Here is a 19,235-nt window from a genome sequence, read left to right as displayed (position 1 = left end):
TGGCACCTCATCCCACTTCACCCGTCCGATCTCTTCGTAGGAGCGAAAAGTGACCACCAACACGCACAAGGCCCGGCAGTCGACGAACATCGACTCGACCATCAGCATCAATCCCGTCTTCGTCCGACCGGGCGAGGCCACCGAGTTCGACAAGTTCACATTGCCGACCGGCCCGAGCCTGCCGGAGACGGCGTACCAGATCGTGCACGACGAGTCGATCCTCGACGGCAACTCGCGACTCAATCTCGCGACGTTCGTCGGCACCTGGATGGATGACGAGGCCAAGAAGCTGTACCTCGAAGCGGCCGACAAGAACATGATCGACAAGGACGAGTACCCGGCGACCGCGGCGATCGAGGATCGCTGCTGGCGGATCCTCGCCGACCTGTGGAACGTCCCGGACAAGAGCGACACGATCGGCACCTCGACGATCGGCTCGTCGGAGGCGTGCATGCTCGGCGGGCTCGCTCTCAAACGCCTGTGGCAGGAGAAGCGCACCGCTGAGGGCAAGTCGACGGACAAGCCGAACCTGATCATGTCGGCGGCTGTCCAGGTCGTGTGGGAGAAGTTCTGCAACTACTGGGACGTCGAGCCGCGATACGTGCCGGTGAGCCCGGATCACATCATCCTCGACGGCTACAACCTCGAGGACTACGTCGACGAGAACACGATCGGCGTGGTGTCGATCCTCGGACAGACGTTCACCGGACTGTACGACGACACCATCGCGATCTCGAAGAAGCTCGATGAGATCCAGGCGAAGACCGGCCTCGACGTGAAGATCCACGTCGACGGGGCATCCGGCGCGATGGTCGCACCGTTCTGTCAGCCGGACCTGGTGTGGGACTTCCAGCTGGACCGGGTGAACTCCATCTCCACCTCTGGCCACAAGTACGGCCTCGTCTACCCCGGTGTCGGGTGGGTGGTCTGGCGCAACACCGCCGTGCTGCCCGAGAGCATGATCTTCCACGTGAGCTACCTCGGCGGGGACATGCCCACGCTCGCGCTGAACTTCTCTCGCCCCGGCGCGCAGGTGCTGCTGCAGTACTACCAGTTCCTCCGTCTCGGATTCGAGGGCTACCGCGAGGTGCAGCAGAACTCGATCGACGTCGCCACCTACCTCTCGAGTGAGATCGCGAAGATCGGCCCGTTCGACCTGATCAGCAAGGGAGACACGATCCCCGTGTTCGCGTGGGTGCTGAAGGACGGGCACACCGACAAGTGGACTCTGTACGACCTCGCCGATCGTCTGCGGATGAAGGGGTGGCTCGTCCCCGCCTACCCGATGGCCGATGACATGTCGGATGTCGTCCTGCAGCGCATCGTCGTGAAGGTCGGGCTCAGCCGTGACCTCGCATCGGCTCTGCTCGCGGACATCCGGGGCGAGGTGGCGTTCCTCGAGGCGCTGACCACCCCGCTTCCCGATACCGCGAGCAGCGGATCACACTTCCACCACTGATCCGTCCGATCGGGGAGGGCGCCGTCGTGCGCCCTCCCCGATCGCGCCTTCGAGTCACACAGAGATGAGAGGAGTGCGACGATGACCGTTGCAGCGACCAGCATCGATCCACCCCGCAGGCTCTTCGTGCCCAATGTCACGAAGCAGTGCTGGGGGTTCATGATCGGCTCCGCGTTCTTCGCCGTCGGCTCCGCGCCCGGCCTGAGCGAGGCATTGGGCTCGAGCGGGTCCAACCTGCTCTTCTTCATCGGCGCCTGGTTCTTCACCGGCGCCGGACTGATCCAACTGTTCCTCAGTGGTGCCGTGGCCGTGAGGGTGGCCTACGCGCCGGGACGGATGGTGCGGGCGGAGTGGCTCGCCGCTGCCACGCAGTCGTTCGGGACGATCCTGTTCAACGTCAGCACGACCGGCGCCCTGCACGCGCGGAGCATCGCTGCACAGGAGAAGCTCGTCTGGAATCCCGACGCGGGGGGCTCTGTCGCCTTCCTCCTCAGCGGCATCCTCGCATTCGTGGCCTACGCCCATGCCCGAAGACTCTGGGACCTGGGGCGCCGTGCCTGGTGGTCGGTCTTCATCAACATGGTCGGATGCATCGCGTTCGGTGCCTCGGCAGTGGGCGCGTTCATCCTGCCCAGCGGAGATGCGTTCAACAACGGTCTCGCGAACTACGGCACCTTCGTCGGGGCGCTCTGCTTCCTGCTGGCCTCTCTCATCGTTCTTCCGTTCTGGGATCGAGCGCGCCGTCATCCGGGTCGGGCGGGCTCCGACCAGGACGACGAGCCCGCCCTCCGATGACGCACACGCAGCGGCCAGTGGCGACGGAGGAGAGGATGGCGATGGGCAGCACGACATCGATCGACGCGAGATCGAATGAAGGGGCGACCGGCACCCGTCGTCGCGTCCGACGCGCGCTCGATGACGAGTCCTTCGCCCTCACCTTCGGCGCGTTCGCCTTCGCGGGAAGCGCCATCGTCGCGATCTTCGTGTTCTGGGGCCGCGAGCTCCCGATCGATGGCCGACACTCTCTCGGCGAGTTCGCGGCGATCGCCGGCGCCGTGGCCGCCGCTGCCGGTTTCGCGACATCCCGTCTGCGTCCGCATCGCGACAGGCCGACCGACATGCGCGCCGCCGACGGCACCAGGTACTGGTGGTTCGACCTCGTCGCGTTGTCGGCCGCCTACGCTGCCATCGCTCTTCTCGGGTGGATCGGCGTGGCGACCATCCTCGATCACAGCTTCGTCGGGGCGACGGTGTTCGCGTCGCCGGCGGTCGTGCTCGCGGCGGCATCCACGGCGCTCAGCGCATATCTCGCCTTCGTGAGCGGGGCGAATCTCACGCCCCGCCATCTGTCCCTCGTCCTCGCGGTGTTCCTCGTGGTCGGCATGGTGACGGCAATGCTGAGTGCGACGGACCCGCAGTGGTGGCAGATGAACCTGTCGGCGCTCGGCATCACCCACGACATCTCGGCGCTGACGTTCAACGTCACACTGATCGTGTCGGGCGTCATCGTCACGACGATCGCGCGGTTCGGGACCGCGTCTCTGCCTTCGGAGATGGACGCGGATCGACGGCGGCGAGGCACCGTTCGGGGGCTCTTCGTTCTGCTCGGTGCGCTGCTCGCCTGTGTCGGGCTCTTTCCCGTCGACCGGTTCTTCCTCCTGCACAACACAGTCGCCACCGGCATGTGCGTCGCGTTCGCGGTGCTCGTGGTCGGGCTCCCCTGGCTCATCCCGACCATGCCGAGAGTCTTCGTCGCGCTGGGCTTCGTCTACGTGGGGGTGATCGTGATCCTCGCGCTGCTCTTCTCCGCCGGCATCTACAACCTGACGGCCGTCGAGCTCGTCTCGGCTCTGCTCATCTTCAGCTGGATCATCCTGTTCCTGCGTAATGCGCACCCGGTGGTGCGCGCATGATCGCCGTCCTCGCAGATCTGCTGACACTCGGCGTCGCCGTCGCGATCAGCCCGTTGTCCATCGTCGCCGTCATCCTGATGGCGACATCGGGCAAGGGGCGCACGAACGGCACGGCGTTCATCCTGGGGTGTTATGCGTGGGGCATCCTCTTCGTCGGCGTCCTCGTGCTGATCGGCCGAGCGGCGGGGGCGGAGGACCCGGACTCCGGGCCGCACATCACGATCGACATCATCGAGATCGTCCTCGGTGCGGGTCTGCTCGTGCTCGCGCTGCTGCAGTGGCGCGGCCGTTCTTCGCACGAGACTCCCAAATGGATGGCCAGTCTCGACGGGCTGACCGCGTGGAAGGCGTTCTTCGTCGGCGTCCTGATATCGGGACCGCTGTCGCCCAAGGATCTGCCGCTGCTCGCCGCCGCGGGGGGCCGCATTTCGCAGGCCGTCCTGCCCGTCGAACAGGTGGTGGCCGTCGTGCTGATCTTCGGCATCTTCGGCATCTCAGCGGTGGCGATTCCGTGGATCATCAGCGTCGTCTCGCCGAGCAAGGTCGAGGTGCGCCTCTCCGGCATGCGCAACTGGCTCGTCACCAATCACGCCGTCATCATGGCGGTGCTCTTCGTCATCCTCGGTTTCAAGCTCATCGGCGCCGGCGTCGCCGACCTCGCCGGGTGAGTCGTGGGTTCCGATCGTGAGGAGTCCGGATGCCGGTAGAGGTCCTCGTCTTCGTCATCGTCGCCGTGTTCGTGATCGTGTTCACGAGCTCGCTGTCGCAGCGGACGGGCATCGCGGGGCCGCTGATCCTCGTCGCCGTCGGCGTGGGGGTCAGCCTGATCCCCGGGGTGGCCGCCGTGTCCGTGCCCCCGGAGTTGATCCTGGTCGGCGTGTTGCCTCCACTGCTGTTCTCGGCGGCCGTCTCCGCCCCGGCGATCGAATTCCGGCGTGATCTCGCCGCGATCGGCGGCCTATCGGTGCTCCTCGTGATCGTGAGCGCCGTGGTGCTCGGGCTGTTCTTCTTCTGGGCCATACCCGGTCTCGGCTTCCCGCTGGCGGTGGCGCTCGGTGCGATCCTGAGCCCGACGGATGCCGTCGCGACGTCCATCGTGCGCCGACTCGGAGTGCCGCGACGCGTGGTGACCGTGCTCGAGGGGGAGTCCCTGCTCAACGACGCGACCGCACTGGTGCTGCTGCGCACGGCGATCGTCGCGGCGGCGTCCGGATTCTCCTTCCTCACGACTCTCGGATCGTTCGCCTGGGCGGTGCTCTCCGCTGTCGCCGTCGGTGCGGGCGCCGGGTGGCTGGCGCTGCGCCTGCGGGCATGGACCACGAGCGCGACGGCGAACACCGCCCTCGGCTTGACGATCCCGTACATCGCCTATCTGCCGACGGAAGCACTCGGAGGTTCCGGCCTCGTCGCGGCGGTCGTGGCGGGCGTGGTCTGCGGGCAAGGGGCCGTGCGATGGCTCACACCCGAACAGCGCATCTCCGACAAGCTCACCTGGCGCACGATCGCGTTCCTCCTCGAGGGTGCCGTCTTCCTCCTCATGGGGCTCGAGTTGTGGGGGATCGTCGAGAGCAATCTCGAGGCAGAAGAAGGGCTGCTCGCAGGCATCGCCATCGCCGCGGTGGCACTCGTGATCCTGATCGCCGTCCGTGCCGCCTACGTCTTCCCCATGATGCAGGTGCACACCGCCAGGGTGGCGAGATCGGTGCGCCACCGCCTCTCCGTGGACGGAGCCGGGTCCGGAAGGCGCACTGCGGGACGGATGCGCGCCGACATCGAGTACTTCGACGCGTCGCCGCTGACCTGGAAGCACAATGCGATGATCGTGTGGGCCGGCATGCGTGGTGCGGTCACCCTCGCGGCGGCGCAGACGCTGCCCGCAGAAGTACCGTCGCGCGACCTGCTGGTCTTCATCGCGTTCCTCGTCGCCGCGGGCAGTCTGCTGCTGCAGGGGATGACCCTTCCTGTCTTGGCGCGTCTCCTCGGACTCCGGGCGGCTGGGGCGAGCGGCCCGCCGCGCGACGAGATCCGCAGCATCGACGAGCAGCTGCGTGACGCCGCCCAAGCGGCGATCGACGGTGACACGCTGCAGCGTCGTGGGCGCACGCCGTTCTCCGACGCGCTCTCTTCGCTCCCGAGGGCGGGATTCGTCGCGCCACTCGATCCCCGTGGCGGTGCGGATGCCCCGGAGGCGCTCGAGTTCCAACTCGCCCTGATCGCCGTCATGCGGGAGCGCCTGCATGAACTCGGCCGGTCCGGACATCACAGCACGACCGCCCTCCGATATGTCCTCGATGAGCTCGATGCCTTCGAGATCAGTGTGAAGCTCCACCTCGAAAGCGAGAGATGACCATGGAACTCGACTCGGCACCTCTGATCGGCATCGCTCTGGCGGTCGGATCTGCCGCTGCGCTCGCGGTCGGCAATCTGCTGCAGGCGCGAGGTGTGCGTGCCATGGAGGCCGCAGCGGAGCGCGGAGTCGACGGTTCGAAGGCCATGAACCTCCTTCGCAACCACTTCTGGCTGCTCGGCACTCTCCTCCTCGGAGTCACCGTGCTCCTGCAGATGGGCAGTCTCACATTCGCGCCCTTGATGGTCGTGCAACCGGTGGGCGTCGTCGCACTGGTGTTCACCGCCCTGTTGACGGCAGTGTTCGCCAAGAGAGTGCCCTCCCGTCAGGTGGTGCGAGCCATCGCCATCTGCGTGCTCGGGGTGGCCGGGTTCGTGACCGTCGCGGCGATGGTGAGCACGCAGCACGCGATCACCGATGTGCAGCTCATCGCGGTGCTGGTCGTGCTGACCGTGATGCTGGTCACCACGGCGGTGGTCGGGATCGTGGGGCGGCGCCGGCGCACGCCTCCGGTCGTCTGGGTGCTTCTCGGCGGCATCTACTCGGCCTTCGTGGCGACCCTCGGCAAGACAGTCATCCTCCGCGTGCAGTCTGCCTTTCAGTCGGGCGGTCTGAAGTGGGATGTCGCCAACCTTCTGACCATCGCCTGCATTCTGGGCATCGGAGTCGCCGGGGGACTCTCGATCTACTTCGTGCAGAAGGCCCACGCTTTCAACCGCCCGGAGGTCGTCGTCGCGGGGCTCACCGTCGTGGATCCCGCGGTCGCCGTCGTGCTGGGCATCGCGATCCTGGGCGAGGCGAGCGGCGCGCCGATGTGGGCGTACCTGGCGTTGGCGGCGGCGGGAGCGGTCGCGATGAGCGGGGTGTTCGCCCTGTCACGGGCGGAGGCTCGCACGGAATGAGCGGTGCGGGTCGGGTCCTCAGCGGCCCGGATGCCGGACAGCCCGGGTGGTCGCCCGGGTGTCACCGGGGTGAACACCCGGGTGATGTCCGACGGTGATCTGCGCCCCGAGCCCGCCAATATATTAGGAAGGAGTCAGCGAGGAACCGAGGGGGTTGGTTTCTCGTCTTACAGGACCGGCGCTTCCCCAGAGCGTCGGCAGAGCAGGGGGTAACGATGCTTCGAGCGACCGCTTTTAACGACAAGTGCACGACTGTCCTTCGTCGGGAGCTCCTCCGTCCCGTCGTGGTGCGAACACCTCGAACCTCTCCGGAAAGAGCCTGGGTGGGGCCCGCATGAACCTCACCGACACGGACCGCGCCCGCGATGAGCTCGCGAAGGCAGTGCGTGCCGGACATCCAGAAACCATCGCCCGCACCGTCGTCTCCAACGTATGGCCGCTCTACACGACGCATCCCGACGCGTTGACGGCAGCGGTCGTCGAGCTCCCGAGCAGTCTGCTCGACCGGCATCCCATTCTTCGAGTGATCCATCCGATGACGGCCGTGCTCGCCCGCAGGGCTCGGGCCTATCAGCCGGTCCCGCACGCCCAGGATGCGCGCCTGATGAGCGCCGATGAGCTCGACTTCCTCACTCTTGCCCAAATGCTCTCGTTCCGCGTCAACGGCGACGTCACGGCCGCCATGGTCTACGCGCGGCGGCTCGAGGATCGCCTTCTCGAGACGGCAGCCGAGGGCCGGGAACGCATCGACGGGCCCCTGTGGTTCCTCCATCATCAGATCGGGACCACGATGCTCGCCGCCGGCGACTCGGGGCGGGCGCTGTTGGAGTTCGCGACGGCTCGTCAGCTGGGCAAGTTCTCCGGGCAGGAGTACGCCGAACGTATGGCTCTCGCCCGAACCGCACTCGCACACGCGATCCGCGGCACTCTGAGTGAGGCGGAACGCGCGCTCGCCGAGGCGGAGGAGATGCCGGAGGTGACCGCCCTCCATGCGAGCGCGACGATGTCGTCCGAGCTCATCGCCAGGGCGCTCATTGCCGTGGACCGCCGGTCGGGTGACGTCGACGAGTTGCTGTCGGGAGCGTGCCCGGTCGACAGCATCGAACTCAACTGGCCGTTCGCTCTGCTGGCCCGTTGCCGTGCCTATCTCTCGCGGCATCGGCCGGAGGATGCGCTCGAGGCGATCCGACTGGCTTCGGACGGGCATCCGACTCAGCGGGGCTCGTTCGCCGCCGACGTCGTCGCCTCCTCGACCATCGAGGCGCTCATCGCCACGGGTGACTCCGCGTATGCCTGGACGGTCGTCAAGGAAAACCCCAAGGTCGGCGTGCTCACCCTGCTGGCGACCGCCCATCTCGCGCTCCACGACGGGCGGCTGGACACGGCGGCACACGAGCTTCGCGCGCTGGCATCGGACCAGACGCTCGGACCTGCGCAGCGCGCCGAAGCCGTGCTGCTCTCCGGGTGGCTCGAGCTCGCGCGAACGGGCGAGATCGATGCGGAGACCGCACGCCAGATCTCGAGGATCTCCCAGCGCGCCGACCGCCGACGCCTGCTGGAAGTGATGCCGCGACAGCTCGTGGATCGCATCAAGGAAGTGCTGGATGCGGAAGCCGCCGAGGAGTGGGTCGTGGTGACGGAGGGCATCGTGTTCCGGGATCTCCAAGCGCGACCGTCGCTCACCTCGGGCGAACTCCGTATCCTCAACGCGCTGCCGGCACAGCGGTCGACGGCGAACATGGCATCGAGCTTCCACGTGTCGCCGAACACCGTGAAGTCGCAGCTGCGCTCGATCTACCGCAAGCTGGGGTGCTCGACTCGAGAAGAGGCGATTCGCATCGCGACGCGCATGCGTCTGCTCGCTGCCTCCATGAGCGACTGATCGCCTTCGCCGCATCGACCACGGACGGTCGCGCTGGCCACGTTCGGGCAGCCGGCGCGACCGTCCGTGATCAACGCTGCATGCGACCGAACGTGATCGCTCGCACGATGTTCACCACGCCGAGGACGATGAGCGAGATACCCATCAGCATCCACAGCACCATGGCGCCCCACAGCGGTGCGAACAGCAGCACCGCTCCAGCCACGATCGAGAAGATCGCGAAGACGATCGACCAGACCCTGGAGCCGGTTCCGGAGAGGGTGCTCAGAGCGACGATGCCCTCGACGATCCACAGGATGCCGACGAGCACGCCGAGGAAGGCTCCCAGCCAGACCGCGGTCTGACCGAGGCTCGTGAACGCGATCACCCCGGCGACGATGAAGATCAGGCCGAGCAGCACGTGGCCGACGCGCGCCCATCCGCCCTTCGTCCTGCTCAGCCCGCCGATGGCCGCGTAGATGACACCGGCGACGATCGCGTAGGCGGCGACGAGAGCGGTGACGGCCATCGCGGTCTTGCCCGGCCAGACGAGGATCACCACCCCGACGACGAGGGCGAGCGATCCCCCCACGCCGATGGCGATGCGGATGCCGTCGAAGGCGGTCTTCGTGGACGTGGGTGCAGCGTGCATAGGCGTTTCCTCGAGAGTCGATCGGGCGGTGCCGGGCGTTATGCGGCGTGGGGCTTCTTCTCGCCGACCAGGCTCTGAACGGCCTTCGTGATCGCGGCGAACTCGTCCTGCTTGCGCGCCACGAACTCGAGTGCTTCGGTCCCGGTGGCCAGCACCTGCTGGCCGAGCTCTCCGACATCCGCGAAATGGTGGCTGGCGTTGCCGACCAGGCCGCCCTCCAAAGCCAGTCGCCCCACCAGGTCGAGCTTGAGGATTTTGGTGCCCTCGTTGAAGCTCATGTCGGCGAAATCGACCCAGACGATGTTCGGTCGGGTCGTCGATTCGAAGGCGTAGCGCATGTTGGTGAGGTCGAGCACCACCTGCCAGATGGTCTGCGACGCGTCGGGTTTGCCCTCCTCTGGCGTTCGGAACGGCTGTGCCGCGTTGCGGATGATGCTGAACATCGCCGAGATCGCCTCGATCTGAGTCTTCGGCTGTTTCTGGTGCGCCACGTAGAAGGAGGCGCGCGCGAAGCGATCACTGGCCAAGGTCGACCCGGGAAGCGGCTTGTCACCGCCGAGGCCTTCGACCTCCTTCACGAGGTCGAGCTGCTTGTCGAACGTCGGGGAGTTGGTCATCACCTGGTACTCGCGGCTGTGGTACACCTTCGGCTTACCGTCGGTGTACTCGATGATCGCCGAGTCGCCGGTCGCGTCGTTGATCGCCAGGTGCAGCGTGGGAACGAGGTGCCCCGTCGGGTCGAAGAGCTGAGCGATCTGCACCTGCGACTCGTTCGTCCACGCGACGGCCTCGGCGACCGTGGCGAAGTTGTCGAGATAGTACTGCAGCCACACCGCCTGGCTCAGCTGAGTCGCATCCGCTGCGGGTCTGCCGTAGTCGGATTCGGCAAGCCACAGGATGTGACCCGCGAAGCCCTTCTCGTTCATGCCGTCGCACGCGATGAGGTCGAACGCCGTCGCGATGATGCTTCCGTACTTGGCCTTCCAGGTGAGGGTGCCATGGACACCGTCGGAGCGCTCGATGCCACGGGGGAGCTTCCAGAGGTTGGAGAGCAGGTCCATATGGAAGTCCATGTTTCGGCCAACGATGACTGCACCATTGGCATCGGGCCAGACAACTCGTGTGCACATGAGCGCCGCACGTCCTCTCGTCGATGATTCGCCCGCGGCCGGAGGAGTCACGGGCTCTCTGGTGATTATTGGTCGCGCTCGCCCGTGCGGACGTGGCGACGACGCGAAATCACCCGCAACGCTCACCCGGGTGCCACCCGCACCTTCACCCGCTCCCAACCCGCTTCGTACCGAATCGCTCCGCAGTGGTTGCCCACGAGGAAACTACATGTTAGTTTCTTCTCGCGAAACGAAATTCGAGGGGAAACATGGACAGTGACGAAGCAGCGGCCCGCCTCGCGGCCGTGAAGCAGACGAAGAGCGTGTCGGTGTGGAACGGGGCGTGGGTCGCCTCCCTGGTGGCGTCGGCGGGAGCGCTGGCGATCGGGCTGATGATCGACATGGACATGATCTACCTCTCGGCACTCATCGTGCTGGGGATCGTCGGGCTCTTCTCGATGCTGTCGATCCGGCTGCGGCTGACCTGGTCCGACCGCGCCGGCGCCTGGCTGGTCTGGGGCGGTGCCCTGCTGGCGCTCGCCGCATTCGCCGCCGTGCAGTTCCCCGTGCGCGCGGCGGGATGGATCCTCCCCAACACGATCGGAGCGCTCGCCGCCGTCGTGGTGATCCTCCTCGTCTGCCGACCGGGTCTGCAGCGCCTCGCGAGTGCACCCACCCCGGTGGCATCCGGGAAGCGAGATGAGTGACGCGCAGGGAGAGGATGCGGTGGCGCCGCGCCTCGATCCGCTGCTGCACGAGCCGGTGCGTTTGAGCGTGCTCTCCGCCCTGGCCCCCGCGGACTACATCGAGTTCTCGACGCTGCTCCGCCTGGTCGGGGTGAGCAAGTCCGCGCTGTCGAAGCACGTGTCCGCTCTGACGGATGCGGGAGTCGTCGTCGTGACGAACAGCCCCACCGATCAGCGCGCGCGTCGCATCGCCCTGACCGAGGCGGGGCGGGAGTCCTTCGACGCCTATCTCCGCCGGCTCGAGGAGATCGTGCGCGCGGCACGCGGGCAGGCGGGCGGATCCCGATGACGGAGAACACCACCGCCGACGCGCGGGTGCGTACGGGCGTGACCCGGAAACTGGTGCGCAACCCGCTCCTCTGGGGCGCGGTGCTGCTGCTCGCCGCCATCGTCTTCACGGTCGCGGGCGATGACTTGAGCTTCTTCCCCTTCCTGCTCATGCTGGTCGGCGGCTGGTGCTTCGGCTTCGCGTTCGTGAATGCGACGTTCGACATGGTGCCCGCGCGCAACGGCGCGATCCTCCACGTGATCGTGGCCGTGGTCCTGGGCGTGCTCGTCGCCTCGGTGATCGAGTTCGGGGGAGACCTGCTCGACCCGTTCCCCGCTGCCGTTCGCGGTGTCGCCGTGGTGCTGCAGATGGCGGCGATCCCCGCGGTCGGATGGATCTGGCTCGGGCTGCTCAGTCGCGTCACCGATCTGCTCGGGCGCCGGGATGCGAAGAAACGCCCGCTGCCCGTGGCCCCGGAGTGGGAACGCGAGGAGAGCGGCGACGGTTCGGTCGTGCGGTTCCCCGGCATCGAGCTCCGGATGCGCAGCCTCACGCAGGCGATCGTGGCGATCGTCGTGGTGTTCGGGCTCCTCGGTGTCGTCGCGCTGATCGCGCTCGACGACCTCGCGATGCGGATGGGCCCGCGCCTCGCCATCCTCCTCCTCGGGATCGTGGTCGGACTCCCCGTATACCTGGCGTTCACCGCGATCCTGCGTCGCCGCACGCAGCAGTGCGCTGTCGCCTTCGGCAACGACGAACTCCGGATCCGCGTGGGGGAGGCCCGTTACTCGATCCCGTTCCGGGACCTCGAGCTCCTCCGTTGGCGGACCCGCAGCGACTACGCGCGCTTCGAAGCGCGCGGCGGGTCCGGTGTCGACCTCTCGGTGGTCACCGGGATCGCGAAGCCGCCCCGAGGGTTCTCCGCCGAGCTGCCGCCATTGCCGAGACGGGCGTATCGGCGCCTCGAGCTCGCCGGTCTGACGCTCGAGAAATCGCGCCGGGATGAGGTCGTCACCTTCCGTCGGTGAGCCGATCCGGTAGAGCGTCGGTGGCTCATGCGAACATCCGTGCATGGATTCCCTCCGCCTCCGACTCTGGTCCGAGAACGACCTCGAGCTGCTGCATGCCGCCAACACCCCCGCGATGACGGCTCATCTGAACGGTCCCGAGACCGAGGAGCAGGTCGTCGAACGTCAGGCCCGCTATCTGCGGCTCGTGGCCTCCGGCGAGGCACGGATGTTCGTGATCGAAGACCCCGAGGGGGCGTCGCTCGGTTCGATCGGTTACTGGCGCATGGACTGGCGGGACGAGCCCGCGCTGGAGACCGGCTGGTTCGTCCGCCCCGAGGCGCAGGGGCGCGGCGTGGCATCGAAAGCCCTCGCCCTGCTCATCGACGATGCCCGCGCACATCGAGGTGACAGGCGTTTCCTCACCGCATTCCCCGGCGTCGACAACCCCGCGTCCAACAGCGTCTGCCGCCGGAACGGCTTCGCCCTGGTCGGCACGTTCACTGAGGCGTTCCGGGGCGCAGAACTGACCGTGAACGAGTGGGTGCTCGACCTCACGGGGTGATCGACATCACCCCGCCGGGTACTCCTGCGCCTTGAGCAGCCGAGCGAGGTGCGCGGCGTTCCGCGCCGCCGTCCCGATCGCCGAGGCGACCTTCTCGGGGGTCTCGTCGAGGTCCTTGTAATCGGTGGTGTGCATCGCCTCCCCGTTCCAGTAGACCGAGCCCTGGGCCGGGATGGTGAAACCGACGTCGTTCAGCGACTGGAAGAGGATCGCCGCGATGTGGTGGGCTCCGTCCTCGTTGCCGACGATGCCCGCGATCGCGACCTTGTCGAAGAGGGTGGGCCGTCCTCGCGCGTCTGTCTCGCCGAGCTCGGCGTCGAGGCGTTCGAGCACGCGCTGCGCGACGCTGGAGTGCTGTCCCATCCACGTGGGAGTGGCGAACACGAGGATGTCGGCGTCGAGGATGCGTCGGCGCACGCTCGGCCACTCGTCGCCGTCACCCATGTCCTTCTCCACGCCGGGGCTGATCGACAGATCGACGGCGCGGACCAGGTCGCCCGTGATGCCGTGACCGGCGAGGGCCTCGAGCAGCTGCGTGGCGAGAAGGTCGGAACTGGAGGAGGCGGGCGACGGCTTCAGGGTGCAGGAGACGGCGACCGCGGTCAATGGTGTCTTCATCCTCCGAGGACACCAGGCCGCGAGTCCGGTGCACAGGGGGTTTCCGCGCCGGGGCTATCCTGGTAAATGGCACCGACGACAGGAGATCCCGTGATCCTCAGCTTCCTCTTCTTCATGATCCTCTTCATCGGAGGCATCTGGACGATGGGCATCTCGTTCGGGCTGCCCGACTTCCAGGCGCTCGCGTTCTGCGGCGGCCTCCTCCTCGTCACGCTGGCGATGGCGTTCATGCTCCGCCAGGGAGGGTCGGCCACCCGCCGGTCGAACAACTGGTCGGGCAACGCCACCGAGTGACGCATCGCGGACGGCAATGCCGTCCGCTCAACGCGGTCCGCTCAACGTCGTTTGGCGAGCCTCGCCTCGAGGTTGGCCTGCACCGCGGGCCACTCCGGCTCGATGATCGAGAACTCCACGCTGTCGCGCAGCGCGCCGTTGCGGTAGCGGCTCATGGCTCGCATCACGCCGTCCTGCTTGGCTCCGAGCCGCTCGATGGCTGTGCGGGACTGGAAGTTGACCCACTGCGTGGTCAGGCCGACGCGGAACACCCCGAGCGTCTCGAAGGCGTGCCGGAGCAGGAGGAGCTTGGACTCGGCGTTCGTGCCCGTGCCGTGGGCGGACGGACGGTTCCAGGTGTAGCCGATGTGCAGACGCGGGACGTCGGCGACGATGTCGTAGTACGAGGTGAGTCCGAGGATGCGTCCGTCGGCACCGAAAGCGGTGAACGGCACCATCTCGCCCTTCTCGATGAGCGAGAGGCGTCGGTCGACTTCTGCGCCCACGCCGTCGGGGGCCGGAACCGAGGTGTACCAGGCCGTCTTCCACAGGTCGCCCTCCTGCACGGCGTCGATGAGACCGTCGACGTGCGAGCGCTCGAGCGGACGGAGTTCGACGAGTTCGCCGGTGAGGGTGACGGGGGCGGGAGCGACGAGGAAGGCCATGACGGTATTCAACCAGCGACCGGGACGGCACCCTGACGCAGGAGCTGCTGGTAGGCGGTGACCAGCTCGATGGTGACCCCGAGCTCGAAGGCCAGACTGGCCAGGTGCGGCCCGCGGAGCTCTTCTGCCTCGGCATAGGCACGTGAGGTGATCAGCCGACAGGCCGCCCACTCGTCGGCCTGGCGCTCCTGCTGCGCACGGATCACGGGCACGCGCGCGGGAGTGTGCCCGAACTGCGCATGCCCGAGCTCGTGGGCGAGCACACTGCGTGTGGTGCGCGCGCTCATACCGGGACTGAGTCGGATCGTGCGGGTCAGGGGATCGAAGCCGCCGCGCGTGCGGCCGGGACCCTCGACGATGCGCAGTCGCTGTTCCTCGGCGAGGTGCAGAAGGTCGTCCATCGCTCTCCTCCTCGCCGTGCCGGGGCGGCAGCGTATGCGCCGCTAGTCGTAGAGGTCGTCCGTATCCGAGTCGTGCGACGTGCGGGATTCGAAGGCGACCTCGCGGGTATCTTCTCGCGGACCGGCGACATCGGGGGTGGGGCGGATCGGGGTGATGCGCGCGCTCGTCTCCCCGTCTGCTCTGAGGCGTTCCTCTGCGCGAGCGAAGAGCACGTGGGGCTCGAGGCCGAGAGCGTCGCAGACCGAGTAGACGACCGGGACCGGGATGGCACGCTTGCCGGTGACGTAGTTGTCGAGGGCGCTGCGCGCGATACCGATGGTGCGCGCCATCGCCGCGATGCTGCTCCTGGACGCGGCGATCTCGCCGCGGATCTGGCGCCCCACGGCGTTGTTGAATTCCTCGGCCGGTGTCTTCACCCGGCTCACGATAGCAGCGCACCGACTCCAGAATGCCGCCATTATGGTGCAATCGACAGGTCTGCGTGTCCGTGCGGGGTACTAGCGTAGGCGTATGGGGACAGAATTGCGTCAGATGTTGGCATCCACCGTGAACGGCGCGCGAATGCACGCCGGGCTGTCGTTCGCTCGACTGTCCGAGCTCTCGGGCATCACGCCGGACGCGCTCTCGGAGCTGCTGGAGGGTCAGGTCGACTTCACCGTCGTCGACCTCGCCGGCATCGCCGCGGCGCTCGACATCCCGATCACGAGACTCCTCCCGGCATCCGCGGTCGACGACTGAGGTCGGACGCGCACAGTAGCGTGGTCCGTATGAAGACCGTGCCGTTCGGATCGTCCACCGCCCCCGCCGTCGTCGCCGGCATGATGCGCATCAACGACAAGGACGAGGCGCACATCCGGGCGCTCTACGCCACAGCGCGGGAGTCCGGCATCGACTTCTTCGACCACGCCGACATCTACGGCGGGAGCATGCACCAGTGCGAGGCGCGCTTCGCCGATGCGCTGCGGCTCAGCGCCTCCGAGCGCGACGAGATCGTGCTGCAGACCAAGTGCGGGATCGTGCCCGCGCAGGGGACGTTCGACTTCTCCTACGAGCACATCGTGACCCAGGTCGAAGGGTCGCTCACCGCCCTGCAGACCGACCGCCTCGACGTGCTGCTGCTCCACCGCCCCGACATCCTCGTCGAGCCCGAAGAGGTCGCCCGCGCGTTCGACGATCTGGAGGCCTCGGGCAAGGTCCGCGCCTTCGGCGTCTCGAACCACACGCCGCGGCAGATCGATCTGCTCCGCACGGCCGTCCGGCAGCCGCTGGTCGCCAACCAGCTGCAGCTGTCGATCACCCATGCGCCGATCCTCGCTCAGCCGGTCGCGGCGAACATCGCCGGCCACGAGCAGAGCGCCGTGCGCGACGGTGGCGGCATCGTGGAGTACTGCCGCATCAACGGCATCACGATCCAGGCCTGGTCGCCGTTCCAGGACGGCCGCGGTCACGGCGTGTTCCTCGGCAACCCCGAGTACCCCGAGCTGAACGCGGTGATCGATCGCCTCGCGGCGTCGTACGGCGTGACTCCGCTCGCCATCGCGACCGCCTGGATCACCCGTCACCCCGCCGGCATGCAGGTGGTCCTCGGCACGACCACACCCCAGCGCGTGCGCGAGGCCGCGATGGGCGCCGACCTCGAGCTGACCCGGCCCGAGTGGTACGAGCTGTTCCGCGCCGCCGGACACCTGCTGCCGTAGAAGCGGTTCGGGTCGGCGCGGTCCGGCACGCCGTCGTCTACCCTGAACTCATGCCGTTCCTGTTCTCGCTCCTCGTCATCGCCCTGATGATCGGCGCACTGATCGACATCATCACCCGCGACAGCGCCCTGGTGAAGCACCTGCCGAAGATGGTGTGGATCATCATCGTGATCCTGTTGCCGTTCGTCGGCAGCGTGCTGTGGTTCGCCATCGGACGCGAGTACGGCGAGGCCGGCATCTCCATCCCTCGCGTGCGTCGCGCCGAGCGGCCGACCGCCACCCGCACCGACGTGCGTCCCTCGCCGCCGGCGGACACGCGCACGACCGAGCAGCAGATCGCCGACCTCGACCGCGAGATCGAGGAATGGCGGCTCCGCGAGGAGCTCGAGAAGCGCCGCCGCGACGGGGACGCAGCCTCCGGATCCGCCGGCGCCGCCTCCTAGGCCGAGACCCCTCCGCGGTCGAAGGACTCGCGGATCGCCTCTTCCAACTGCGGGTGGCGGAACTCGAAGCCCGCGGCGGTGAGCTTCTCCGGCAGCACCCACCGGCTCTTCAAGACGAGTTCGGTCTCGGTACGGATGCCGATGGCGCCGAGCTCGAGCATCCAGCGGGGCAGCGGCGGCCCGATGCGAGCACCCAGCACCCGCCTGATCGTCGCCATGAACTCGACGTTGTCGACCGGATTCGGGGATGCGACGTTGACGGGACCCTCGAGTGACGGCGTCTGCTCGATGAAGTCGATGATGCGGGCGACGTCGTCGATGTGCACCCAGCTGAACCGCTGACTCCCGCGGCGCGCGCGGAAGTGGTGAACGGTCCCGGCCCGGCGTCGCGCGGCGCTCGCGGGCCACCGACCGTCGTACTGCGGACCGCCGAGCCCGAGCCGGACGAGGTTCTTCAGGGGCCCGAGCACGCCGCCGTGGCCGAGCACGATGGCGCTGCGGAGGGCGACGCGGCGAGTGGCGGGCAGCTCTTCGGCGAACAGTGCCTTCTCCCAGGCCTTCGCGACCTCGACCGAGAAGCCGGTGCCGAGCTCGCCCGTCGACTCGGTCATCGGACGGTCCTCAGCGTGCCGGTAGATCGTGGCCGTCGAGGAGTTCACCCACAGCGCCGGGGGTGCCGACGCGCGGGCGATCGCCGTGCTCAGCGAGGTGGTGGTGTCGAGCCGCGACCGGAAGATCTCGGCGCGGTTCTCCGGTGTGTAGCGGCAGTTGACGCTCTTGCCGGCGAGCCCGATGACCAGGGAGGCGCCGTCGACCGCGCGGTCGATCTCGACCTGATCGCCCCAGCGGATGTCGGCGCCGGAGCGGGAGATCGTGACGACCTCGCGGCCCTCGGCGCGGAACCGGGAGACGAGGTGGCTGCCCATGAAGCCCGTGGATCCACCGATCACGACCCGGCCTGTGTTCATGCGGACTGCTCCTTCGCTGCGGTGCGGGGGACATCGGCGATGTGCGGGACGCGGTACTCGAAGTCGCCCCGGTATTCGTACACGCGGCCGAGGAGAGGCGCGTCGATCGTGAGTGCCACCTGCTGCCGGTCGATGGCGTCGTCGAAGCGCTCCGTGAGGCGGACGACCGGTGCGATCAGACGGGGGATGCGCATTCGGAGCCGTCCGAGTCGCACCCCGACAGCCCGACTCGTGAGGTGCAGTGCGCCGTCGCGCACGTCGACGTCGAAGCAGGCCGCGATGAGTCCGGGTTCGCCGAGTTCGTCGAGCACGCGACCGTGCCGGGTGAGCGCGACCGCATCGCGCATGACCCACGGGCCGCGGGTGAAGCGGAACGTGCGCTCGCCGATGGCCCTCGATGCGATCGTGCGGTTCTCGACGCGGAAGGGCACGTCGCGCTCCCAGACGGCGGCGACGACCCCGCGACGTTCGAGGACGCGGAGCACGGGCCACAGCCACCGCCGCGGCGTGCCGACGACGTGGAACACGCCCTCGCCGATGCCGACGGCGCCGTCGGGGACCGCCGAGAAGTAGGCGCGCAGGCGAGGGTGCAGCTCGTCGATGCGTTCGCCGAGCGCCCGGGCGTAGGGGGAGTCCGGCACGGGCGTCACGCTTCGAGCCTAGCCCGACGGCGGGTGCTCCCGGCCGGTCCGCGGTCGGTCACGCGGGCGGGCGCAGCAGCCGGTCGAGCAGCGCGAGCGCCTCGTGCTGCGGGGCCGTCTCGTCGAGCAGCCACTGCGTCTGAAGGCCGTCCGACGCCGCGACGACGAGAGCCGCGACGGCGTCCGCGTCGACGTCTTTCCGGATCTGCCCGCCTTCCTGCTGTCGCCGCACGGTCTCGGCGAGCCGTTCGCGCAGACGTGTGAAACGACCGGTGGCGAACGTGCGCGCCGCCGGGTGGCCCTCCTCGAGTGCCGACGCGACAAGGGTCGAATACAGCTGCACGAGGCCGGGGATCGCGCGGTTGAAGCGTGCCGACTCGATCATCATCTCGACCGGCGTCGCATCCGCCGACGGGGGATCGGGCTGCCGCCCCGGCGCGTTGCTCTCCTCGTAGACGGCGACGAGCAGCTCTTCGAGAGACCCGAAGTAGTGGGTGAGGGCGGCGTGCGTGACGCCCACTTCGCGCGCGATCGCTCGCAGGCTCGTGCGGTCGGAACCGCGTTCGGCGAAGACCTCGATGGCGCGATCGAGGATCTCCTGTCGGCGAGCGATCCCCTTGGCGTAGGTGCCGCGCGGGCGGGGCTGCTCGGCAGGCTCTGGCGTGTCGGCGGGCATGGGGGGAGTCTAGCGAATCAAAA

The 19,235-nt window shown here is 67.9% G+C and carries 24 protein-coding genes; 15 read left to right on the top strand and 9 right to left on the bottom strand.

Annotated features, from left to right (window positions below):
* Window positions 1-49: 49 nt before the first annotated feature.
* The 7 genes from CQ034_RS10460 (at window position 50) to CQ034_RS10430 (ending at window position 8,503) form a co-directional block, all read left to right on the top strand.
* Window positions 50-1,459, top strand: a complete 1,410-nt coding sequence (locus tag CQ034_RS10460) for a glutamate decarboxylase (RefSeq protein ID WP_029262693.1) — start codon at window positions 50-52, stop codon at window positions 1,457-1,459.
* An 81-nt stretch (window positions 1,460-1,540) separates the two neighbouring features.
* Window positions 1,541-2,254, top strand: a complete 714-nt coding sequence (locus CQ034_RS10455) for a hypothetical protein (RefSeq protein WP_105710986.1) — start codon at window positions 1,541-1,543, stop codon at window positions 2,252-2,254.
* Between the two features lie 41 nt (window positions 2,255-2,295).
* The gene (locus CQ034_RS10450) at window positions 2,296-3,372 is read left to right on the top strand and encodes a hypothetical protein (RefSeq protein ID WP_146114831.1); all 1,077 of its coding nucleotides are present in this window, start codon (window positions 2,296-2,298) and stop codon (window positions 3,370-3,372) included.
* Window positions 3,369-4,040, top strand: coding sequence for a GAP family protein (locus CQ034_RS10445; protein WP_029262690.1), 672 nt, complete (start codon window positions 3,369-3,371; stop codon window positions 4,038-4,040). Before CQ034_RS10450 ends, CQ034_RS10445 begins: the two co-directional genes overlap by 4 nt.
* A 29-nt stretch (window positions 4,041-4,069) precedes the next feature.
* Window positions 4,070-5,719: a sodium:proton antiporter gene (locus CQ034_RS10440; RefSeq protein ID WP_105710984.1), complete on the top strand. Its 1,650-nt coding sequence runs from the start codon at window positions 4,070-4,072 to the stop codon at window positions 5,717-5,719.
* Complete coding sequence (locus CQ034_RS10435; protein ID WP_146114830.1) at window positions 5,716-6,621, top strand: multidrug DMT transporter permease; 906 nt, start codon at window positions 5,716-5,718, stop codon at window positions 6,619-6,621. Before CQ034_RS10440 ends, CQ034_RS10435 begins: the two co-directional genes overlap by 4 nt.
* A 334-nt stretch (window positions 6,622-6,955) precedes the next feature.
* Window positions 6,956-8,503: a LuxR family transcriptional regulator gene (locus CQ034_RS10430; RefSeq protein WP_105710982.1), complete on the top strand. Its 1,548-nt coding sequence runs from the start codon at window positions 6,956-6,958 to the stop codon at window positions 8,501-8,503.
* Between the two features lie 70 nt (window positions 8,504-8,573).
* Here CQ034_RS10430 and CQ034_RS10425 read toward each other — a convergent pair whose 3' ends face one another.
* Window positions 8,574-9,134, bottom strand: coding sequence for an HdeD family acid-resistance protein (locus CQ034_RS10425; protein ID WP_029262686.1), 561 nt, complete (start codon window positions 9,132-9,134; stop codon window positions 8,574-8,576).
* 38 nt (window positions 9,135-9,172) lie between these two features.
* The gene (locus tag CQ034_RS10420; RefSeq protein WP_105710981.1) at window positions 9,173-10,264 is read right to left on the bottom strand and encodes a linear amide C-N hydrolase; all 1,092 of its coding nucleotides are present in this window, start codon (window positions 10,262-10,264) and stop codon (window positions 9,173-9,175) included.
* 248 nt (window positions 10,265-10,512) lie between these two features.
* On the opposite strand from CQ034_RS10420, the gene CQ034_RS10415 reads away from it, so the two are divergent.
* From CQ034_RS10415 to CQ034_RS10400, 4 genes are read left to right on the top strand one after another with little or no spacing between them, the layout of a single operon-like run.
* A complete protein-coding gene (locus tag CQ034_RS10415) occupies window positions 10,513-10,950 on the top strand; it encodes a hypothetical protein (protein ID WP_105710980.1) in 438 nt (145 codons plus the stop codon).
* Window positions 10,943-11,278: a transcriptional regulator gene (locus tag CQ034_RS10410; RefSeq protein WP_105710979.1), complete on the top strand. Its 336-nt coding sequence runs from the start codon at window positions 10,943-10,945 to the stop codon at window positions 11,276-11,278. Before CQ034_RS10415 ends, CQ034_RS10410 begins: the two co-directional genes overlap by 8 nt.
* Entirely contained in the window at window positions 11,275-12,285 is a 1,011-nt protein-coding gene (locus CQ034_RS10405) for a hypothetical protein (RefSeq protein ID WP_105710978.1), read from the top strand. The genes CQ034_RS10410 and CQ034_RS10405 overlap by 4 nt, the downstream gene beginning before the upstream one ends.
* Before the next feature lie 43 nt (window positions 12,286-12,328).
* Complete coding sequence (locus tag CQ034_RS10400; protein ID WP_105710977.1) at window positions 12,329-12,829, top strand: GNAT family N-acetyltransferase; 501 nt, start codon at window positions 12,329-12,331, stop codon at window positions 12,827-12,829.
* A 6-nt stretch (window positions 12,830-12,835) separates the two neighbouring features.
* On the opposite strand, the gene CQ034_RS10395 is transcribed toward CQ034_RS10400, so the two are convergent.
* Entirely contained in the window at window positions 12,836-13,447 is a 612-nt protein-coding gene (locus tag CQ034_RS10395) for a flavodoxin family protein (RefSeq protein WP_105710976.1), read from the bottom strand.
* A 66-nt stretch (window positions 13,448-13,513) separates the two neighbouring features.
* Here CQ034_RS10395 and CQ034_RS10390 point away from each other — a divergent pair, with 66 nt between their 5' ends.
* Complete coding sequence (locus CQ034_RS10390) at window positions 13,514-13,741, top strand: hypothetical protein (protein WP_231481831.1); 228 nt, start codon at window positions 13,514-13,516, stop codon at window positions 13,739-13,741.
* Between the two features lie 41 nt (window positions 13,742-13,782).
* Here CQ034_RS10390 and CQ034_RS10385 read toward each other — a convergent pair whose 3' ends face one another.
* From CQ034_RS10385 to CQ034_RS10375, 3 genes are read right to left on the bottom strand one after another with little or no spacing between them, the layout of a single operon-like run.
* Window positions 13,783-14,385, bottom strand: a complete 603-nt coding sequence (locus tag CQ034_RS10385; RefSeq protein WP_029262679.1) for a GNAT family N-acetyltransferase — start codon at window positions 14,383-14,385, stop codon at window positions 13,783-13,785.
* 8 nt (window positions 14,386-14,393) lie between these two features.
* The gene (locus tag CQ034_RS10380) at window positions 14,394-14,786 is read right to left on the bottom strand and encodes an ImmA/IrrE family metallo-endopeptidase (protein ID WP_105710975.1); all 393 of its coding nucleotides are present in this window, start codon (window positions 14,784-14,786) and stop codon (window positions 14,394-14,396) included.
* A gap of 42 nt (window positions 14,787-14,828) precedes the next feature.
* Entirely contained in the window at window positions 14,829-15,203 is a 375-nt protein-coding gene (locus CQ034_RS10375; RefSeq protein WP_231481830.1) for a helix-turn-helix domain-containing protein, read from the bottom strand.
* 94 nt (window positions 15,204-15,297) lie between these two features.
* Here CQ034_RS10375 and CQ034_RS10370 point away from each other — a divergent pair, with 94 nt between their 5' ends.
* From CQ034_RS10370 to CQ034_RS10360, 3 genes are read left to right on the top strand one after another with little or no spacing between them, the layout of a single operon-like run.
* Window positions 15,298-15,525: a helix-turn-helix domain-containing protein gene (locus CQ034_RS10370; RefSeq protein WP_258134176.1), complete on the top strand. Its 228-nt coding sequence runs from the start codon at window positions 15,298-15,300 to the stop codon at window positions 15,523-15,525.
* A 29-nt stretch (window positions 15,526-15,554) separates the two neighbouring features.
* Window positions 15,555-16,484 carry an aldo/keto reductase family oxidoreductase gene (locus CQ034_RS10365; RefSeq protein ID WP_105710973.1) on the top strand — a complete coding sequence of 310 codons (930 nt, stop codon included), beginning with the start codon at window positions 15,555-15,557 and terminating at the stop codon, window positions 16,482-16,484.
* Between the two features lie 50 nt (window positions 16,485-16,534).
* Entirely contained in the window at window positions 16,535-16,927 is a 393-nt protein-coding gene (locus CQ034_RS10360; RefSeq protein ID WP_105710972.1) for a PLD nuclease N-terminal domain-containing protein, read from the top strand.
* Here CQ034_RS10360 and CQ034_RS10355 read toward each other — a convergent pair.
* From CQ034_RS10355 to CQ034_RS10345, 3 genes are read right to left on the bottom strand one after another with little or no spacing between them, the layout of a single operon-like run.
* The gene (locus CQ034_RS10355; protein WP_105710971.1) at window positions 16,924-17,895 is read right to left on the bottom strand and encodes an epimerase; all 972 of its coding nucleotides are present in this window, start codon (window positions 17,893-17,895) and stop codon (window positions 16,924-16,926) included. The two genes, CQ034_RS10360 and CQ034_RS10355, sit on opposite strands and share 4 nt — an antisense overlap.
* Entirely contained in the window at window positions 17,892-18,545 is a 654-nt protein-coding gene (locus CQ034_RS10350; protein ID WP_105710970.1) for a DUF4166 domain-containing protein, read from the bottom strand. Before CQ034_RS10350 ends, CQ034_RS10355 begins: the two co-directional genes overlap by 4 nt.
* A 49-nt stretch (window positions 18,546-18,594) precedes the next feature.
* Entirely contained in the window at window positions 18,595-19,212 is a 618-nt protein-coding gene (locus tag CQ034_RS10345) for a TetR/AcrR family transcriptional regulator (protein ID WP_105710969.1), read from the bottom strand.
* Window positions 19,213-19,235 lie beyond the last annotated feature (23 nt).

It is taken from the genome of Microbacterium sp. MYb45 (assembly GCF_002979655.1).
Taxonomy (GTDB): domain Bacteria; phylum Actinomycetota; class Actinomycetes; order Actinomycetales; family Microbacteriaceae; genus Microbacterium.
Note: the sequence above shows the minus strand (reverse complement) of the source record. Positions and strands in the feature narration are given on the sequence as shown.

What these genes read in the sequence shown, in the direction of transcription:
- CQ034_RS10455 (WP_105710986.1), top strand. Translation starts at nt 1,541, where the DNA reads ATGACCGTTGCAGCGACCAGCATCGATCCACCCCGCAGGCTCTTCGTG.
- CQ034_RS10450 (WP_146114831.1), top strand. Translation starts at nt 2,296, where the DNA reads ATGGGCAGCACGACATCGATCGACGCGAGATCGAATGAAGGGGCGACC.
- CQ034_RS10445 (WP_029262690.1), top strand. Translation starts at nt 3,369, where the DNA reads ATGATCGCCGTCCTCGCAGATCTGCTGACACTCGGCGTCGCCGTCGCG.
- CQ034_RS10440 (WP_105710984.1), top strand. Translation starts at nt 4,070, where the DNA reads ATGCCGGTAGAGGTCCTCGTCTTCGTCATCGTCGCCGTGTTCGTGATC.
- CQ034_RS10435 (WP_146114830.1), top strand. Translation starts at nt 5,716, where the DNA reads ATGACCATGGAACTCGACTCGGCACCTCTGATCGGCATCGCTCTGGCG.
- CQ034_RS10430 (WP_105710982.1), top strand. Translation starts at nt 6,956, where the DNA reads ATGAACCTCACCGACACGGACCGCGCCCGCGATGAGCTCGCGAAGGCA.
- CQ034_RS10425 (WP_029262686.1), bottom strand. Translation starts at nt 9,134, where the DNA reads ATGCACGCTGCACCCACGTCCACGAAGACCGCCTTCGACGGCATCCGC.
- CQ034_RS10420 (WP_105710981.1), bottom strand. Translation starts at nt 10,264, where the DNA reads ATGTGCACACGAGTTGTCTGGCCCGATGCCAATGGTGCAGTCATCGTT.
- CQ034_RS10415 (WP_105710980.1), top strand. Translation starts at nt 10,513, where the DNA reads ATGGACAGTGACGAAGCAGCGGCCCGCCTCGCGGCCGTGAAGCAGACG.
- CQ034_RS10410 (WP_105710979.1), top strand. Translation starts at nt 10,943, where the DNA reads ATGAGTGACGCGCAGGGAGAGGATGCGGTGGCGCCGCGCCTCGATCCG.
- CQ034_RS10405 (WP_105710978.1), top strand. Translation starts at nt 11,275, where the DNA reads ATGACGGAGAACACCACCGCCGACGCGCGGGTGCGTACGGGCGTGACC.
- CQ034_RS10400 (WP_105710977.1), top strand. Translation starts at nt 12,329, where the DNA reads ATGGATTCCCTCCGCCTCCGACTCTGGTCCGAGAACGACCTCGAGCTG.
- CQ034_RS10395 (WP_105710976.1), bottom strand. Translation starts at nt 13,447, where the DNA reads ATGAAGACACCATTGACCGCGGTCGCCGTCTCCTGCACCCTGAAGCCG.
- CQ034_RS10390 (WP_231481831.1), top strand. Translation starts at nt 13,514, where the DNA reads ATGGCACCGACGACAGGAGATCCCGTGATCCTCAGCTTCCTCTTCTTC.
- CQ034_RS10385 (WP_029262679.1), bottom strand. Translation starts at nt 14,385, where the DNA reads ATGGCCTTCCTCGTCGCTCCCGCCCCCGTCACCCTCACCGGCGAACTC.
- CQ034_RS10380 (WP_105710975.1), bottom strand. Translation starts at nt 14,786, where the DNA reads ATGGACGACCTTCTGCACCTCGCCGAGGAACAGCGACTGCGCATCGTC.
- CQ034_RS10370 (WP_258134176.1), top strand. Translation starts at nt 15,298, where the DNA reads ATGGGGACAGAATTGCGTCAGATGTTGGCATCCACCGTGAACGGCGCG.
- CQ034_RS10365 (WP_105710973.1), top strand. Translation starts at nt 15,555, where the DNA reads ATGAAGACCGTGCCGTTCGGATCGTCCACCGCCCCCGCCGTCGTCGCC.
- CQ034_RS10360 (WP_105710972.1), top strand. Translation starts at nt 16,535, where the DNA reads ATGCCGTTCCTGTTCTCGCTCCTCGTCATCGCCCTGATGATCGGCGCA.
- CQ034_RS10355 (WP_105710971.1), bottom strand. Translation starts at nt 17,895, where the DNA reads ATGAACACAGGCCGGGTCGTGATCGGTGGATCCACGGGCTTCATGGGC.
- CQ034_RS10345 (WP_105710969.1), bottom strand. Translation starts at nt 19,212, where the DNA reads ATGCCCGCCGACACGCCAGAGCCTGCCGAGCAGCCCCGCCCGCGCGGC.